At 36.4% G+C, this 15912-nt stretch carries 19 protein-coding genes; 6 read left to right on the forward strand and 13 right to left on the reverse strand.

Translation table 11 applies throughout. The features are described 5' to 3' along the window. Window positions 1-244: 244 nt before the first annotated feature. The 4 genes from NiCM35_RS21990 to NiCM35_RS22005 all read right to left on the reverse strand — a co-directional run bounded on the left by NiCM35_RS21990 (window position 245) and on the right by NiCM35_RS22005 (window position 3156). Complete coding sequence (locus tag NiCM35_RS21990; protein ID WP_047944904.1) at window positions 245-1117, reverse strand: nucleotidyltransferase-like protein; 873 nt, start codon at window positions 1115-1117, stop codon at window positions 245-247. A 269-nt stretch (window positions 1118-1386) separates the two neighbouring features. After that, on the reverse strand, window positions 1387-1830 hold the full coding sequence (gene perR, locus NiCM35_RS21995; RefSeq protein ID WP_016202777.1) for a peroxide-responsive transcriptional repressor PerR: 444 nt from the start codon (window positions 1828-1830) through the stop codon (window positions 1387-1389). A gap of 382 nt (window positions 1831-2212) precedes the next feature. After that, complete coding sequence (bcp, locus tag NiCM35_RS22000; RefSeq protein WP_095330998.1) at window positions 2213-2683, reverse strand: thioredoxin-dependent thiol peroxidase; 471 nt, start codon at window positions 2681-2683, stop codon at window positions 2213-2215. Window positions 2684-2751: 68 nt separating this feature from the next. Beyond that, window positions 2752-3156 carry an ion channel gene (locus tag NiCM35_RS22005; RefSeq protein WP_095330996.1) on the reverse strand — a complete coding sequence of 135 codons (405 nt, stop codon included), beginning with the start codon at window positions 3154-3156 and terminating at the stop codon, window positions 2752-2754. Window positions 3157-3372: 216 nt separating this feature from the next. Here NiCM35_RS22005 and NiCM35_RS22010 point away from each other — a divergent pair, with 216 nt between their 5' ends. Both NiCM35_RS22010 and NiCM35_RS22015 read left to right on the forward strand, forming a co-directional pair. Beyond that, window positions 3373-4677 carry a glutamate-1-semialdehyde 2,1-aminomutase gene (locus NiCM35_RS22010; protein WP_061800640.1) on the forward strand — a complete coding sequence of 435 codons (1305 nt, stop codon included), beginning with the start codon at window positions 3373-3375 and terminating at the stop codon, window positions 4675-4677. 289 nt (window positions 4678-4966) lie between these two features. Beyond that, window positions 4967-6052 (forward strand): FUSC family protein, encoded by a 1086-nt coding sequence (locus tag NiCM35_RS22015; protein ID WP_095330994.1) that lies wholly within the window; start codon window positions 4967-4969, stop codon window positions 6050-6052. 54 nt (window positions 6053-6106) lie between these two features. Here the strand turns inward: NiCM35_RS22015 and NiCM35_RS22020 are convergent, their stop codons facing one another. From NiCM35_RS22020 to fabL, 5 genes are all read right to left on the reverse strand, one after another. Then, window positions 6107-7855, reverse strand: a complete 1749-nt coding sequence (locus tag NiCM35_RS22020) for an ABC transporter ATP-binding protein (protein WP_095330992.1) — start codon at window positions 7853-7855, stop codon at window positions 6107-6109. Window positions 7856-8310: 455 nt separating this feature from the next. Next, window positions 8311-8841, reverse strand: coding sequence for a nucleoside tri-diphosphate phosphatase (gene ntdP / locus NiCM35_RS22025; protein WP_047944913.1), 531 nt, complete (start codon window positions 8839-8841; stop codon window positions 8311-8313). Between the two features lie 192 nt (window positions 8842-9033). Next, entirely contained in the window at window positions 9034-9297 is a 264-nt protein-coding gene (locus NiCM35_RS22030) for a YgaB family protein (RefSeq protein ID WP_095330990.1), read from the reverse strand. A gap of 233 nt (window positions 9298-9530) precedes the next feature. Further along, entirely contained in the window at window positions 9531-9713 is a 183-nt protein-coding gene (locus NiCM35_RS22035; protein ID WP_047944917.1) for a gamma-type small acid-soluble spore protein, read from the reverse strand. A gap of 143 nt (window positions 9714-9856) precedes the next feature. Beyond that, window positions 9857-10600 carry an enoyl-[acyl-carrier-protein] reductase FabL gene (fabL, locus tag NiCM35_RS22040; protein WP_095330999.1) on the reverse strand — a complete coding sequence of 248 codons (744 nt, stop codon included), beginning with the start codon at window positions 10598-10600 and terminating at the stop codon, window positions 9857-9859. A gap of 118 nt (window positions 10601-10718) precedes the next feature. Between fabL and NiCM35_RS22045 the strand changes: the two genes are divergently transcribed. Then, a complete protein-coding gene (locus NiCM35_RS22045) occupies window positions 10719-10943 on the forward strand; it encodes a mother cell protein YfhS (RefSeq protein ID WP_095330987.1) in 225 nt (74 codons plus the stop codon). Between the two features lie 20 nt (window positions 10944-10963). On the opposite strand, the gene mutY is transcribed toward NiCM35_RS22045, so the two are convergent. After that, window positions 10964-12070, reverse strand: coding sequence for an A/G-specific adenine glycosylase (gene mutY, locus NiCM35_RS22050; protein WP_095330985.1), 1107 nt, complete (start codon window positions 12068-12070; stop codon window positions 10964-10966). A 410-nt stretch (window positions 12071-12480) separates the two neighbouring features. Between mutY and NiCM35_RS22055 the strand changes: the two genes are divergently transcribed. Continuing rightward, window positions 12481-13461 carry a metal-dependent hydrolase gene (locus NiCM35_RS22055; protein ID WP_095330983.1) on the forward strand — a complete coding sequence of 327 codons (981 nt, stop codon included), beginning with the start codon at window positions 12481-12483 and terminating at the stop codon, window positions 13459-13461. 35 nt (window positions 13462-13496) lie between these two features. Here the strand turns inward: NiCM35_RS22055 and NiCM35_RS22060 are convergent, their stop codons facing one another. Then, a complete protein-coding gene (locus NiCM35_RS22060) occupies window positions 13497-13766 on the reverse strand; it encodes a YfhJ family protein (RefSeq protein WP_095330981.1) in 270 nt (89 codons plus the stop codon). Window positions 13767-13895: 129 nt separating this feature from the next. Between NiCM35_RS22060 and NiCM35_RS22065 the strand changes: the two genes are divergently transcribed. After that, complete coding sequence (locus NiCM35_RS22065) at window positions 13896-14045, forward strand: small, acid-soluble spore protein K (protein ID WP_047944925.1); 150 nt, start codon at window positions 13896-13898, stop codon at window positions 14043-14045. Window positions 14046-14106: 61 nt separating this feature from the next. Here NiCM35_RS22065 and NiCM35_RS22070 read toward each other — a convergent pair whose 3' ends face one another. Both NiCM35_RS22070 and recX read right to left on the reverse strand, forming a co-directional pair. Next, window positions 14107-14427: a YfhH family protein gene (locus NiCM35_RS22070; protein WP_047944926.1), complete on the reverse strand. Its 321-nt coding sequence runs from the start codon at window positions 14425-14427 to the stop codon at window positions 14107-14109. Window positions 14428-14535: 108 nt separating this feature from the next. Beyond that, a complete protein-coding gene (gene recX / locus NiCM35_RS22075) occupies window positions 14536-15345 on the reverse strand; it encodes a recombination regulator RecX (RefSeq protein WP_095330977.1) in 810 nt (269 codons plus the stop codon). Between the two features lie 198 nt (window positions 15346-15543). On the opposite strand from recX, the gene NiCM35_RS22080 reads away from it, so the two are divergent. Beyond that, window positions 15544-15660, forward strand: a complete 117-nt coding sequence (locus NiCM35_RS22080; protein WP_082138460.1) for a YfhE family protein — start codon at window positions 15544-15546, stop codon at window positions 15658-15660. The last annotated feature ends 252 nt before the right edge of the window (window positions 15661-15912 follow it).

Raw genomic sequence — 15912 nt, forward strand, 5'->3', positions numbered from 1 at the left:
TGTTCTATAATGTTAGTTATAAAACGATTATTGTTGACGTTTGTTTGTTCAGTTTTCAAAGAGCAATTTAGTTAGTCACTTAGGAAGCGACTTTCCTAATATAACATCTATCAACATTCATTGTCAATAGTGTTTTTTAGAAATTCTATTCCGTCGTTTACTTCAACAGTTCATGTTGTTTCAGCGACGGATATTAATATAACATTATTCTACGATAATGGTCAACACTTTTTCTAAAACTTTTTTATTTTTTTTCTAAAACACGATAACATCGATGATAAACACCTGGACTTTTCGTAGAAATGTTGACTACTTCTATTAAATGCTTATCGATTAAGTATTCGATCAACATTCCTAAATCAACTGCGTAAATAAGCAGTTCTTCTTTTTCTAACAGTTCGTTAAATGTCCAAGCGTCTTTTTCTTTTAATATATCGAGTATATAGCTTGTGCTTGTTCTCATTCTTGAATGAATTAAAAATTCACTTGCTAAGAATAATAGCTCGAGTCTCTTTTCAATAGGCTCATCACTATTTACTAATTCTACATATAGTTTATAGATTTCTGGCTCCATTTGTTTTACTTGGCTCCATACCGTTACTTCTGGGTGGAATCCATTTTCGATCACAGCTAATCGAGCTAAATGATGTAAGGAATGAACAATATCATTATAGGCGTCCAGATAATGTTTATTTTCAAAGAACGCTTTCCCATCCATATATCGTTTAATAAGCTTGGCGAATTCTAGCGCCATTTTTTGTTTTCTTTCGTTAACGGGAAATTCTTTTAACTCATTTTTGAGTCGATAAATAAATTCATTGCGATCAAAAACAACTCTCCCATTATATATCCATTCAAAAATTCTTTTGTTATTCCCTAATAAAATCCAGCTTCTTAATTGTTTTTCTGTAACAATATGTAGAGCCGCTTTCTTATCTGCATATGTATAGTGCTTGATAAAAACAGGCTGTTCTGCTTCTTTCACAATAATTAGCATGACTGTATCAAAAGTATCTGTCACGGTCATCTCATTTTGTTTCTTATCAATGATTAATACGCCCAATGTATTTGTCTGGCTAGCTCTTTCTTGATATATAGGACGAAGAATATCTTCCATCGTTATTCCTCCATCTCCATGAATAATTTTATTCGTTTCGTATTATTTCGACATTTTCTCTTAAAATCCTGCCCTCATCTAGGCATACATGAAATCTTACTATAACTTGTTTAAAAATAGAATTACTTTTTGCTATCATTTCTGCCATATAATATTTCAGTCTCGTTTCAACGATTAAACAGAAAAAAGAGGATATCTTTTTAAGATTTCCCCTCGCTACGTTTATACGAAAGCAACTCTTAAAAAGACAGCCTCTTCTATTCTCTACATTAGTGCGCTTCTTTTTGAGCACAATCAGGACAAGTACCGTAAATTTCCAGACGGTGGTGGCTGATTTTGAATCCTGAAACATGGCTGGCAAATTGCTCTACCTCATCAAGTCCTGGATAATGGAAATCAACTATTTTGCCACACTCTTTACAGATAATATGATAATGATGAGAAGTTATAAAATCAAACCGGCTGGAGGAATCTCCGTATGTCAGTTCCTTTACTAAATTCACTTCACGAAAAACTCTTAAATTATTATAAACAGTGGCTACACTCATATTTGGAAATTTGCCTTCAAGTGCTTTATAAATTTCATCGGCAGTCGGATGTGACATTGAGCTTATTAAATATTCAAGTATCGCATGACGCTGCGGGGTAATGCGCACTCCTGTTTCTTTCAGCTTATCAAGAGCTTCTTGCAACTCATTATGTTCCACGGACATGCACCCCATTTCTAAAAGATATTCTTATTTTATAATGTTTATAAATAGTGTACTAATAATAGCAGGGTTTTGTCAACACAGTTACTGTAAGAGCGCGGTTTTCTAGATGTATGAACAATCTGAAAACACAATAATGATTATTTAACAATAAATACTATTATATAATAGTCGATGCTAAGATGTTATTGATAATACGCTTACATTATATGCATGAAACCGTATTTTTTTCACCAGAAGTTTTATCCATTTCCCCCTTCTCTCCATAAAAAAAGACCAACGAACGTTTTCGTTGGCCACCGACATATATATGAGGAGGTATATGCTCACTATACAATATGCTCTTCGGCTTTTAATGAGTGGACAAAAGTCCCTACCATAAAAATTAGGCTTCGATTTTTTCTAAAGCTTGTTTGATTTCTGCTACATGGCCAGCGACTTTTACTTTGCGCCATTCCATCGCAAGCTTCCCTTCTTTGTCGATCAGGAAGGTTGATCTTTCAATTCCCATATACTCTTTTCCAAAATTCTTTTTTAGTTTCCAAACATCAAAGCTTTCCGCTACTTCATGATTTTCATCCGCTAATAACGGGAATGGCAGCTCGTGCTTTTCGATAAATTTCTGATGTCTTGAAATCGGATCAGGGCTGACTCCTAGTACTACTGCGTTGTATCCTTGGAAATCTTCATAATTATCGCGAAAATCACATGCTTCTGTTGTACATCCTGGTGTCATATCTTTCGGATAAAAATATAAGACAACATTCTTTCCTCGATAATCGGATAATTTTATTTTCTCTCCATTATTTGCTTCTAACTCAAAATCTGGCACTGCTTCTCCAATATGAACAGACATTGTATCCCGCCTTTGCTTTTTATTTAAGCCTACCTAAAATGCTTTTATGAATCAAGAAAAGCAGTTTGCTAGTTGTTCAGATCAAATACTGCCCGTGCTACAAAAGCAGCGGGAATTGTGTATCCGATCAACGCCTCAATAAGGACAACCATCCTCCCCATCCCAATTGGCATTAAGTCGCCAAACCCTACGGAAAATAAAGTCACCCCGCTAAAATAAATACTTGTATGGAGTGTATGAAAGAAATCATAGTTTAAAGAAGGTGCCTGTCCATCATTATAAACCGGGATGCCATTCATCTGGAATAATGTATAGATTAGACCAAAGCCAATCATAATGGTGATATAGACAAAGATTAAGTACATAAAATTCTCGAATGAGACCCATTTTTCTTTTCTCTGGTAAGGAACAAATAGTGTTTTTAAGCTCATTGCAATAAAAAATAGAATGAGTGCTAATAAGACATAAAACATTTCCTTACCTCCTTACTTCCTTGGCATAAATGTAATTCCTCTATCATTAATATCTATGCTTGTCTTGCTTATTTATTCGTTTATCTCTTTCTCCTATTGAAAACGTACGAAAGGTACTCTTAGGTTAAAAAACTGTTTCCCTTTATCTTCTTTTAAAAAGTGCTAAAATGGGGGAAGGTATTTTTTATAGAATGATACGATTTATAGGAGGTTTATATGTTACATACAAATTCAGAACGATTGCATGAAGAAGCTTTAGAGATTATTGTCGGAGGTGTCAACAGTCCTTCGCGCTCTTATAAGGCGGTTGGCGGCGGGTCACCGATCGTAATGGAAAGAGGACAAGGTGCTTACTTCTTTGATGTAGACGGAAATCAATATATCGATTATTTAGCTGCATACGGTCCGATTGTTACAGGACATGCTCACCCACATATTACAAAGGCAGTAACACGCGCTGCAGAAACTGGTCTTCTATTCGGAACACCAACTCCGCATGAAGTGAAATTCGCGAAAATGCTGCAGGAAGCCATTCCATCCATGGAAAAAATCCGGTTTATGAACTCTGGAACAGAAGCAGTAATGACAACCATTCGTGTTGCTCGCGCGTATACAGGCAGAAATAAAGTCATCAAATTCGCTGGATGCTATCATGGTCACTCTGATCCAATGCTTGTTGCAGCTGGCTCAGGTCCTTCTACGCTTGGCACACCAGATTCTGCCGGTGTTCCTGCAGTAATTGCTGCAGACGTTATCACGGTTCCTTTCAATGATTTAGATGCGTATAAAGATGCATTGGATAAATGGGGCGATCAAGTAGCCGCTGTTCTGGTCGAGCCAATCGTTGGGAACTTCGGAATTGTTGAACCAGTAGAAGGATTTTTACAAGGAATTAATGATTTAACACATGCAGCAGGCGCACTTGTTATTTATGATGAGGTAATTACTGCTTTCCGCTTTACTTACGGTGGAGCACAGGATTTATTAGGTGTTTACCCTGACTTGACTGCCTTAGGAAAAGTAATCGGCGGTGGTCTTCCAATCGGCGCTTATGGCGGAAGAAAAGAAATCATGGATCAAGTGGCACCAGTTGGACCAGCATACCAAGCAGGAACTCATGCTGGAAATCCAGCCTCCATCCAAGCTGGAATCGCTTGTCTAGAAGTATTAAAGCAAGAAGGCGTATACGATCATCTCGATAAATTAGGCGCATTATTAGAAAATGGCATTTTAGAAGCAGCTGCCAAATATAATGTTCCAATTACTATTAACCGCCTAAAAGGAGCACTTACTGTCTTCTTTACGACCGAGAAAGTCTACAACTACAAACAAGCAGAAAGTACTGACAGTGAAATGTTTGGCCGCTTCTTCAAGCTATTAGTAGAACAAGGAATCATGCTGGCACCATCCAAATACGAAGCATGGTTCATCACTATCGCGCATACAGAAGAAGACATCGAAGCAACCCTGCACGCAGTTGACCAAGCATTCGCTGCATTAAAAGAAGAATATAAGTTTTAAGTTTAGAAAAAGGTTCAGAGAAATGCTGAACCTTTTTTTACTAATGAAAACTACCACCCTATTACTACGTTTTTTACCTCTCCTACTATGTAAAATCATTTCAATTTTAACAACAATATGTCCATTTTTTTAAAATCCTTCGAAAAAAGAAAAAATTAGTCATCAGTCTATTGAAGTTCACATCTAATCAATGTATAGTACATTATTGTGTTTACTTTTCGTGTTTTTCGCAAAAAGTAAGGGGTATAAGAAAATAGTTAGAAAGATTAAATGAAAGGAACACTTATTTATGACATTAGGAGCGCGCGTTCTGAAAACAGGAATCGCCATCGTGTTAGCTTTATTTCTAGCGCAACTTTTAAATGCACCAACTCCTGTTTTCGCAGGAATTTCTGCCATTTTTGCTATACAGCCAACTGTCTATCGTTCTTATTTATCGATCATTGACCAAGTACGAGGCAATATCATTGGTGCTATTATCGCAGTCATCTTTGTATTAAGCTTTGGTAACAACGTTTTTATTATTGGACTTGCCGCCATCATTGTTATTACAATTAACTTAAAATTAAACTTAGAAAAGACAATTACTTTATCTGTGGTTACCTTGATTGCCATTATGGAATCACCTACAGATGACTTCATTACCTTTGCAATTATTCGCTTCTCGACAGTAATGCTCGGAATTCTTTCTGCTTCGACTGTCAATCTGATTTTTATACCACCTAAGTATGAAAATAAATTGTACAATCAAATTTCCGATTTAAGTGAGGAAATAACAAAATGGATCCGCCTAAACATTAGACATGCATCAGAACATAGTCTGTTAAAGAACGATATCGATAAAATGTCGGAACGTTTAATGCGCATTGATCAGTTATATATCCTGTACAAAGAAGAGCGGAATTATTTTAAAAAAACAACTTTATTAAAAACGAGAAAATTAGTCATTTACCGGCAAATGATTGCCACATTAAAGAAATCTTTTCAAACCTTGAAAAAGATTCATCGATATGAAAATGAGTTATTAAGTTTGCCGGAGGATTTTCAAAATATTATTCAACAGCAGCTTGATTGCCTTATTCACCATCATGAACATGTCATGCTTAAATTTATTGGAAAAGTAAAGCCTAATGTTGTTTTTGAAGAAGGCAGCATTTCTCTTGATCGAAACATACTTTTCCAAGAGTTAATGCTTTATTATAAAGAGACAGAACCATCCGTACTTGAAAATGAAGAAGAATTAAAGCAATATCATATGATGCAAATTGTTTCTGCCATCATTGAATATGACGAGAATGTAGAGCATCTTGATACATTAATCACTTCCATTCAAGTTCATCATCAGCATGAAGCCGATGTAACGATTGAAGAGTAAAATCCTTTATATAAAAGGATCCAGAAACTTGCTTCTGGATCCTTTTTTTCATCTCTAATTTCCCAATTGCTGAATTTGAAATAGATCGTGATAATGACCTTGCAATTTCATTAGTTCCTCATGTGTACCATCTTCCATAATTTTTCCATGTTCTATTAAAATGATGCGATCGGCATGAGTAATCGTAGATAGACGATGGGCCACAATCAAGGTCGTTCTGTCTTTAGCCAGTTCTTCCAATGATTCTTGAATGGACTGTTCACTTTCCAAGTCTAAAGCAGAAGTAGCCTCGTCCAAAATTAAGATTGGCGGGTTTTTCAAGAATACACGTGCAATTGCTACTCTTTGCTTCTGGCCGCCGCTTAATTTCACGCCTCTTTCGCCCACTTTTGTTTCATACCCTTCTGGAAGCTGGGTGATAAAGTCATGCGCATTGGCAGCTTTAGCAGCGGCAATTACTTCCTCTTCAGTTGCATTAGGCTTTCCTATCATAATATTTTCCCTAATCGATTCACTGAAGAGAATATTTTCTTGCAGAACCATCCCAATTTGATCTCGTAAGGAACGTGCTTGCACATCTCTGATATCTATTCCATCTAAGAGAATTCTTCCTCCTGTTACATCAAAGAATCTTGGAATAAGACTTATCAAGGAAGACTTACCGCCACCGCTCATCCCAACAAATGCTACTGTCTCTCCTTGTTTAATATGTAAGGAAATATTGTCTAATACTTTCGGATCGTTTGTCTCATAAGCAAAGTCCACTTCTTCAAAGGTAATATCTCCTTTTACATTTGTACAAGGAACCGCATTTGGTTTATCTTGGATATCATATTTTTCATCAATTAAATCAAACACCCTGTCCATTGATGCGATAGACTGTGTTAATGTCGTAGAAGAATTCACTAATCTTCTCAATGGATTATATAATCTTTCAATATAAGCAAAAAATGCCATCATCGCTCCTAGCGATAAATCGCCATTCAATACTTGATAGCCTGAATAGGCAATTACAATCAATGGAGAAATATCGGTAATCGTATTGACGACAGCGAACGCTTTCGCATTCCATTTCGTATGATTGACCGCTTTTTCCAAGAAGGTATTATTATACTTTTGGAAATGCTTTTGTTCATGATCTTCTGTCGCAAAGCTTTTAATAACCGAAATTCCTTGGACTCTTTCATGGAGAAAGCTTTGTACGCCTGCTAAAGCTTGGGATCTTTCTCTTGTTAATTTACGTAAATTTCCAAAAAAGTAGCTAACGGAAAGCGCGTAAAACGGCAGTAAAATAATAGAGACAAATGTTAACTTTACATCCATCGTGAACATGATTCCGATTGTAATCAAAATCGTTACGGCATCCAGCCATAAATTCATTAAGCCGGTTAAAATAAAGTTTTTTGTTTGTTCTACGTCATTTATGACACGGGAAATAACTTCCCCTGCACGGGTATTGGAATAATATTTTAGGCTCAATTTTTGCAGATGCATAAAAAGCTGATCTCTAATATCATAAAGAATTTTATTAGAAGTCCATTGAGCGAAATATTGACGATAGTATTCAATCGGTGGTCTCACCACGATAAAAACAATTGTCATAATGATCATGATTGTCCACAGATTGCTCATTTTAGTGGCCTGATCTAAGGCTGAATTGTTAATAATATCATCAATTACATATTTTAATAACAATGGAATTAATAGCGGAATGGCAAATTTCACAATGCCGATAATGATCGTCCCAATGATTTGCCATCGGTATGGCTTTACAAAGGTCATATACCTCTTAATACTGTCCACATATACTCCCCTCTCTATGTTGCATTTGTTCTTTTTCCTTTTTTTGTGTTTGGAAAACTTAATTTTCGCCATTCTGTTAAAAATACTGTGAAAGATAGCGCGTAAACGGTTGAGTGTGGCTGATCTGATCTGTGCGCTTTTGATTTTTGCTGATGCTAAACGGGCACAGAGAAGAGCTCTCTGTTACCTTTTTTCACTTTTTCTTTTGGTTCGGGCATGGAGAGCGCTTCTCTTTTCCCTTCGACTCGCTTTCAAAACCAAATCGGGCACAGAATCAATCCTCTCTAAAAATCCACTCAATCCCCCAAACCGAAACAGCCCACGAGCCATCAATCTTTGAAAATAATGTCACTCTTAATCGTTTTAATAACAATAGACCATTTTATCACTATTCGCAGCGAATGCATAAGAAAAAAGCCTGCTGAAATTCAACATGCTTTTTTCAGTCATCCATATTAACTTCTGTACGTTAAGTATCTTTCATACCACAAATCAACAAAATCTGGTGCAAAGGGACCTTTTCTTTGTCTTATCCAATGTATTAATTGCGTTACTTGCGTCTTCAAAATACGATCAATGACCTCTGGATATTTCATTTCTTGACGGTGACGTTCGTATTCATCTTCATCTAATAAATTGAATGTCATATCTGGAAAGATTTTGATGTCCAAATCATAATCAATATACTTAAGTGCCTCTCCATCGTATATAAACGGTGAGCTTAGGTTGCAATAATAATGAATGCCATCTTCTCTAAGCATGCCAATGACATTAAACCATTGTTGGGAATGAAAATAACAGATTGCCGGTTCACGTGTTACCCACGTTCTTCCATCTGATTCCGTAACAATTGTACGATCATTGCCACCTATAATTAAGTTCTGCGTCCCTTTAAGTATTGTTGTTTCGTCCCAGATTCGATGGATGTGCCCATTATGCTTATAACTGTGAATTTGTATTGGTTCACCCTCGATAGGTACGCCCATTTTTATTTCTCCCCTACTTTCTATTTACGGACGCTTTGTAACCTGTTACATACTAAAAGCGATTCATTATTTCCTTTAAGGCAACAAAGTACGATTCCTCTTTTTTCTTATTTCTTATTATAACGGTTCTCTAGTAAATTTAAAACAAAAGAACCATTGAAATTACACAATGGTTTTAAATATTCCATATTTTTATGAACTAGATGATAGTTTCAGCTCATTTTCTTGGTAGACTTTAATGACTTTTTCTGTTTGTAATTCAAAGATTTTTTGTATTTTCTTTAGCTCTTCCTTCATATTGCTGATTTCTATTTGCACTTCTTTTAGTTCTGTTTCTTTTTGGAGAATTTGTAGTTGTTCTTCTATCTCTTCGCATCTTTCTAATTCTCCTTGTAAATAGAGCAGTTTTTCCATAATTCGCATTTGCTCTCCAACTAAACCGTTAAATACATCCATGAAAAAACACATCCTACTCTTCATTTTTAGGTACTGTATTGATTTATATGTTTCATTTTATAAAAAGGGAACGGCCCTTTTTCTATTAACTCTACCTTTTACTATTTCTTCGTATGTATGTTAATTCCTTTGACTACTTCTGTAGACAAAGAAGAAGTTTTGTCGAACATAAAAAAGTTTCTATAACAAAAGCAAAGGGCACTCTCCCGTAAGTGAAGTGCCCTTTGTTTGCATTATTTGCTTGTGTTTTGAGATTTTCTAGATTCAGCTTGTTGATTTTGTTTTCTTACTTCTGAAGCGTTTGTTTCGCTTGCAAATTCAGTACCAAATTGTTGACCTTGGCCTGCTTGAGCGTTTTGTTGTTTTACTTCTTGAATGTTAGTTCCACTTTGTGTAGCACCAGCTTTTTTAGCCATGAATATCACCTCCACGCCTATTAATTTGTCCCAGACGTTTCGTTTCTATCCAAAGTTTTTTATTACCAATAAAATCCAATCCAATAAAAAGAAAAAGGAGTTCTCCTTTATAGGAAATCTCCTTTTTCCGCCAGCCAAACCGCTTATACTAACAACGAAATACCGCCATCCACAATAATCGTTTGTCCTCTTATCATGCTTGCATCATCGCTTACTAAGAACATCACTGTATTGACGAGATCTTCCATTTCCACCATTCTGCCTGCCGGTGTTTTTTCAGCTGCCGCTTGAAGCAACTCTTCTCTGTTTGGAAAATGTGTCAATGCCTCAGTATCAACCGCTCCACCTGAAACGGCATTTACTACAATATTTTTTGGTGCTAATTCAACCGCTAAATATCTAGTTAATGCTTCTACAGCAGCTTTACTCACTCCAACCGTTGTATAGTTTTCTAAATAGCGAATCGCTCCTAGAGAGCTGATGCTAACGATTTTTCCACCTTTATCCATTAGCTTCGCTGCTTCTTGCGCACAGAATAATAAGGCTTTACTATTAATATTCATTGTCCAATTCCAATGAGACTCTTCCAATTCCATAATTGGTCGTAATACCCCAGATGCAGCGTTGTTAATAAATACATCCAAACGACCAAACTCTGCTTTTACTTCTGCAAACATCGCCTTTATTTTGTCTACATCTCCAACATTGGCTTTTACTAGAAGCACTTTTCTACCAAGCGCCGTAATTTCGTCAGCAGTTTCTTGCGCTGCCTTTTTGCTTCTTGCATAGTTGATAACAATATCATAGCCTTGTTTGGCTAAGCGAATGGCCGTTGCCTTTCCGATTCCTCTACTGCTGCCTGTAATTAATGCTACTTTGTTTGTCATTCTTATTAATTCCTTTCCCATCCATTTACTTCTCATTTTACCTCTATTCATGCATAGTTCGCAATCAACATCCACACAATAGAGGAGAAAACGGTAAAAGTAAAGGAAGGTATAACCTATGTATGTTGGCAGAGATATAACCAAATTAGCCATGATCGCTAAATCAGATTGGAAAGATGATGAACTTGCCTACTTTCACCACTCCTTGCAGCAAATGACCCCTTATCTCAATAGCGAAGGTGCCAGTATACACCGCAGCATCATAGAGGAAATCGAAAATAGAGGCGGGTTAAAAAGGAACGAAGCTGATTATACACATGGGACAGAAGTAAGCTATGAATAAGAAAGGATGACCACATATGGTCACCCTTTCTTCACTTGCTCTGGTAAAAATTTCAGCATTTTCTGATGAGACACAGGGAATGGGAATGGTGCAATTTCATCCGCATTTACTCTTCTGATATCTTCTTTCTCCTCTTTTAACTCTATTAATTTTCCGCTATATACATTGATGTTCCAGATCAAATGAGAAAAAACATGTTCAATCCTAGTAATCATTTCGCCAACTTCTACTTTAGCCTGATAGTCTTCTAACAGCTTTTCCTCAAGCTGCGCTTTCTCGCTTTTTAACACTTGAACAATTTCCATATTAGGAAACTCCCATAGATTTGCCAGCAATCCTGTATTCGGGCGCCTATGAATCAATGTTCTTCCCTCTTCATCTGTTAAAACGACTGCCGCAAGCTGAATTGACTTTTGTTTCTTTGTTTTTGTCTTTACAGGCAGCTCTGTTACTGTCCCATCCTCAAAAGCATGACAATGCTCTCTTACTGGACAAAGCAGGCACGAAGGAGATGTTGGGGTACAGATTAAGGCACCGAGCTCCATAAGTGCTTGATTGAAAAAGGACGGATTCTCATGCGAGATCAGCACACGTACTGCTTCTTCAAATGTCTTTCTTGTTTTTGGTTTGGCAATATCTTCCCAAATCGAGAGAATCCTCGATAAAACTCTCATTACATTTCCATCAACAGCAGGTTCTGGAACCCCATATGCTATACTCAAAATTGCACCTGCTGTATACGGTCCTACCCCTTTTAAGGACGCAATTTCTTTCGGAGTATCTGGCACTTTGCCCCCATACTTTTCATGCACTTCCTTAACAGCAGCATGTAAATTACGCGCTCTTGAATAATAGCCTAATCCTTCCCAGGCCTTCAGTACTTTTTCTTCTTCAGCCTTCGACAACGCCTCAATGGTTGGAAATTGAGAAATGAATCGGTTAAAATAGGGAATAACCGTATCCACCTTTGTTTGCTGAAGCATGATTTCAGATACCCATACTTTATAGGGATCTTGATCTTGTCTCCATGGCAGCTCCCTTTGTTCCTCTATAAACCAATTCAATAAATCTTCTCTAAACCGCTCGACATCCACTTGATTTTTGATTATTTCTTGCTTATCTGTCACGATTAACCTCCAGATGTTAATTATTAATTTTTTTTGGGAATAACAATATATAGATTTCTTTTACTACTATTGGACATGGTGTGCATCATAGGATGGAATGGGATAGAATGAAAGTAGCACAAAATGATTCACGTTCTTACCAATAGCTAAGTTAAATTGCAATAGTATAAATAAGTAAATTTGCCTCATTTTAAATAGAAGAGCTATTTTTTGATAAAATTACGCGTTTGTCCGATTGTTTGCCAACTTTATTTATTATTTAATAACATTATCCGTATTTTTACATCATGCGAATATATTAACTGTTTGTAGTGTATCTTTTGTTAAGAAAAAAGAAAAGGATATTTTTATTGTAATTATGGTGTTTTCATCCAAATAATTCGGAGAGAAAATCAAGGAGGTTTGGTATTTTGGATACAGGAACTCATATTGTTATGGGAGTTGCACTTGGTGGGTTAGCCACGTTAGACCCAGTTGTTGCTTCTGATCCTGCAACAACTACAGGTGTAATAATCGCCACCATCATCGGCTCACAAATACCAGATATCGATACAGTATTAAAATTAAGAAATAATGCCGTTTATATACGCAACCATCGTGGAGTGACACACTCCATCCCAGCAGTACTTTTGTGGCCCCTACTTATACTTGCTGTCATGTACCCGCTTTTCCCAGAGGCAAATTTGTTCCATTTATGGCTTTGGACATTTATAGCTGTTTTCCTGCATGTGTTTGTCGATATATTTAATGCGTATGGAACGCAGGCTCTACGTCCTTTTACAAATAAATGGGTCGCATTGGGGATTATTAATACATTTGATCCCATCATTTTCTCCATGCATATTGTAGCAATCCTATTCTGGTTATTCGGCGCAGATCCTGGCTATACCTTTTTAACTTTATATATCGTACTGATTGGCTATTACCTTCTGCGGGTATTTACACAACGGCAGGTAAAAATAAATGTGAAAAAAAGAATTCCAGATGCAAAGGAAATCATTTTATCGCCAACCATGAGATATAACCATTGGCGTATCGCTGTGATGACCGACGACTCCTTCTATGTCGGCAGGTCCCATCAGCACGAAATTGAAATCTACGATAAATTCCATCGTATTCCAGTTCCAGATACACCAGTTCTAACCGCAGCTCAAAAAGATAAGAACCTATCTGCTTTCTTATCCTTCTCTCCTGTATTTCGGTGGGAAGTTATCGAGCTGGATGACCAATACCAAGTCCGCTTCATTGATTTACGCTACCGAAGCAATGGACACTATCCATTTGTCGCCGTTGTTCATCTCGATCTAAACTTGAATATCATCACTTCCTACACAGGCTGGATTTTTAGTGAAGATAAGCTGAAAAAGAAACTCGATATTTTAACCAATTAGCATGAAAAATGGTCGACCTTTAAAGTCGACCTCTTTTAATGCAATTTCTTTTTATCATCTGCAAGGAATTCTTTATATTTTGGGTTTTCTGCTACAAATTCATGAAGCTTTCCACCGTAGTTCTCAATCCACTGACTAACAACTCGTTCCGTTACTTCTTCTCCTTGATATTTACGACCCGCTTTAGCATAGGTTGACTCAAAATCTTCCCATAATAATTCCACCCATGTTTGTGCTTGGCCTACTGAAATAAACGAATTAAGCTCCAACAGCCGCTCCACTAATTTCTTCTGTGCTTCATGCATTATTTTATTCCTTCTTTCTTTTTTTGTATTTACTAATAGATTGCAGGTGATTAACAAATACTATCCATTGTAATAAACAAAGTTGAAGTTTATTACCTTTGACTTAGTTGATTCTTTGGAGGTATGACGATGGGAAATGTAGATAATACAAATGATGTTAAGCTTGAGGGAGAACCGAGAGCAAAAACAGAATACGCTTCGAAAAGAGCCAATGGCACAATCAATACACATCCTCAAGAGAGAATGCATGCTTCCTCACATCGCAAACCAAAAAAATAAACAGTTCTTTATTCTGTAGGAAAGAGGGAGAGACCATCTTTTGGTCCCTCCACTCTTTTCCTTATGCTTTCTTCTTTAATAATGCGATTGGAATCCCCTCTTCTTGGCTTCCATCTACTTGTCGCTTTCCCCACGCAAAAACGCCGTTCATATAATCGATTTGAAAAAGAACTCCTGGATCGCCTTCTATTTCATATATTTCATTAGCTTTATAATCTTTAGGATTTAATAAATACGATTTGGCAAGAACTGCTTTTCTTTCTAAAACAGCATATTCATTAACCATACCAAGCTGCTCAGCTTTTTTTGCTTGATCATTTAAAGTGGATATTTCCATACGGAGCTCATGTTCTGTCATCATGCTATATCTTTTTGTCAGCATTTATATTCCCCTCCACTACCAACTAGTTTAATAAAAATCCTCAGAATCGGCAAAAAATTAGCTTTCATTTCTAATAAAGTTTGTTGTTAACACTACACTGATAACTAATTAGTCTTCATTTTCTATTTCGTCTAAATACTGTTCGATAAGATCCATAGAGAATCCTTTACGGTATAAGAACTGCTTCATTTTTTGCTTGAATTCATATCCAGTGAACTTGGCAAATTTTCTTCTTGCCTTCTCCCCATGGATACGAACGGTTTCTAATTCATCTGTATCCATTTCCACAATCTCCGGCATCCTTTTTACTTGTTGGATAATATCAGAGGTATATCCCTTTCTAACAAGAGTCTGCTCTAATTTCTGGATGATAATCTTCTTAGAATCCTTTTTCTTGCCAGCCAAAAACTTCGCAACAATTTTCTTCGCTGCTTGCATTTGGTCCTCATAGGAAAGCTCCTCCATCGAACGTTCGATTAATTCCCGCTGGATCCCTTTTTCCCTTAATTCTCGTTTAATCGTTTCTGCTCCTTTGGTTGTCGTATTCCGTTGAGTGCGAACATAGGAAAAAGCGTAATCTTCATCATCGATGAATTTCATTTCCTTTAATTTTGTCATTACCTCTGCTATCAATGCATCATTTTCCATTTTAGCGGAAAGATGCTTCCTTACTTCCATTTCCGTTCTTTTTACCTTAGACAAATACCGAACGGCCATATGATATCCTTTTCTTATTTCATCTGTATATTGGATTTCATTTAATAAGAGCGAATCTAGCTCCATCCCTTTTCGCAGCTTATATTTAATTAGGACTGTTTCATCGACGCTAAATGCATACACATCTTTTCCCTGTTTCAGGGTAAAAATATTATAACGGTCATTCAATTCCTTCTGTCTTGTTATTTTGCTTATAATCATTCCAATCACCACATTATCTATTTTTCGCCTTCTCTAAATCATCTAATGCGAACTTTATCTATTTCAAATGTAGCACATAAAAGGTGGAAAGACATACTTTTGCCTCTCAATTAATTTACCTTCGCATTTTGAATCTATTTTATATAACTAGGGAAGAATAAAGAACATAGTAGAAAAAATGGAAAGGATTGTTGTGATATGGAAGGGAAGAAAAAGCAAAAACCAAAACACACACTATCTAGCATGCAAGCCGTAACCTATCAACATGAATTCAAAATGGCTGATCGAGCAGCTAATAGAAAAGATACTAAATAACCGTTTAGAGGAAGAGATGATTCATCTCATTCTCTTTCTCTACCACTTTTTTTAAAACCCTTACATTTTTGTGGATAACCAAAACCTAATTCTGTTGATAATGTGGATAACCCTGTGGAATACTTTATTTTCAGGATTTATCTTGTTAGTAATTAAGTTGATAACCTCTCCATTTTTCCACAGTCACTATTGTGATTATTTTCTGAAAAAAAACATCAAAAGGCTTCCCTGTTCTTATACCTAATTTGTTTT

The sequence above is a fragment of the Niallia sp. M35 genome (assembly GCF_050971705.1).
Classification (GTDB): domain Bacteria; phylum Bacillota; class Bacilli; order Bacillales; family Cytobacillaceae; genus Niallia; species Niallia circulans_A.

Bases quoted from the DNA above. Each gene is read 5' to 3' on its own strand.
- NiCM35_RS21990 (WP_047944904.1), bottom strand. From the start codon at position 1,117: ATGGAAGATATTCTTCGTCCTATATATCAAGAAAGAGCTAGCCAGACA.
- perR (WP_016202777.1), bottom strand. From the start codon at position 1,830: ATGTCCGTGGAACATAATGAGTTGCAAGAAGCTCTTGATAAGCTGAAA.
- bcp (WP_095330998.1), bottom strand. From the start codon at position 2,683: ATGTCTGTTCATATTGGAGAAGCAGTGCCAGATTTTGAGTTAGAAGCA.
- NiCM35_RS22005 (WP_095330996.1), bottom strand. From the start codon at position 3,156: ATGTTTTATGTCTTATTAGCACTCATTCTATTTTTTATTGCAATGAGC.
- NiCM35_RS22010 (WP_061800640.1), top strand. From the start codon at position 3,373: ATGTTACATACAAATTCAGAACGATTGCATGAAGAAGCTTTAGAGATT.
- NiCM35_RS22015 (WP_095330994.1), top strand. From the start codon at position 4,967: ATGACATTAGGAGCGCGCGTTCTGAAAACAGGAATCGCCATCGTGTTA.
- ntdP (WP_047944913.1), bottom strand. From the start codon at position 8,841: ATGGGCGTACCTATCGAGGGTGAACCAATACAAATTCACAGTTATAAG.
- NiCM35_RS22030 (WP_095330990.1), bottom strand. From the start codon at position 9,297: ATGGATGTATTTAACGGTTTAGTTGGAGAGCAAATGCGAATTATGGAA.
- NiCM35_RS22035 (WP_047944917.1), bottom strand. From the start codon at position 9,713: ATGGCTAAAAAAGCTGGTGCTACACAAAGTGGAACTAACATTCAAGAA.
- fabL (WP_095330999.1), bottom strand. From the start codon at position 10,600: ATGACAAACAAAGTAGCATTAATTACAGGCAGCAGTAGAGGAATCGGA.
- NiCM35_RS22045 (WP_095330987.1), top strand. From the start codon at position 10,719: ATGTATGTTGGCAGAGATATAACCAAATTAGCCATGATCGCTAAATCA.
- NiCM35_RS22060 (WP_095330981.1), bottom strand. From the start codon at position 13,766: ATGCATGAAGCACAGAAGAAATTAGTGGAGCGGCTGTTGGAGCTTAAT.
- NiCM35_RS22065 (WP_047944925.1), top strand. From the start codon at position 13,896: ATGGGAAATGTAGATAATACAAATGATGTTAAGCTTGAGGGAGAACCG.
- NiCM35_RS22070 (WP_047944926.1), bottom strand. From the start codon at position 14,427: ATGCTGACAAAAAGATATAGCATGATGACAGAACATGAGCTCCGTATG.
- recX (WP_095330977.1), bottom strand. From the start codon at position 15,345: ATGATTATAAGCAAAATAACAAGACAGAAGGAATTGAATGACCGTTAT.
- NiCM35_RS22080 (WP_082138460.1), top strand. From the start codon at position 15,544: ATGGAAGGGAAGAAAAAGCAAAAACCAAAACACACACTATCTAGCATG.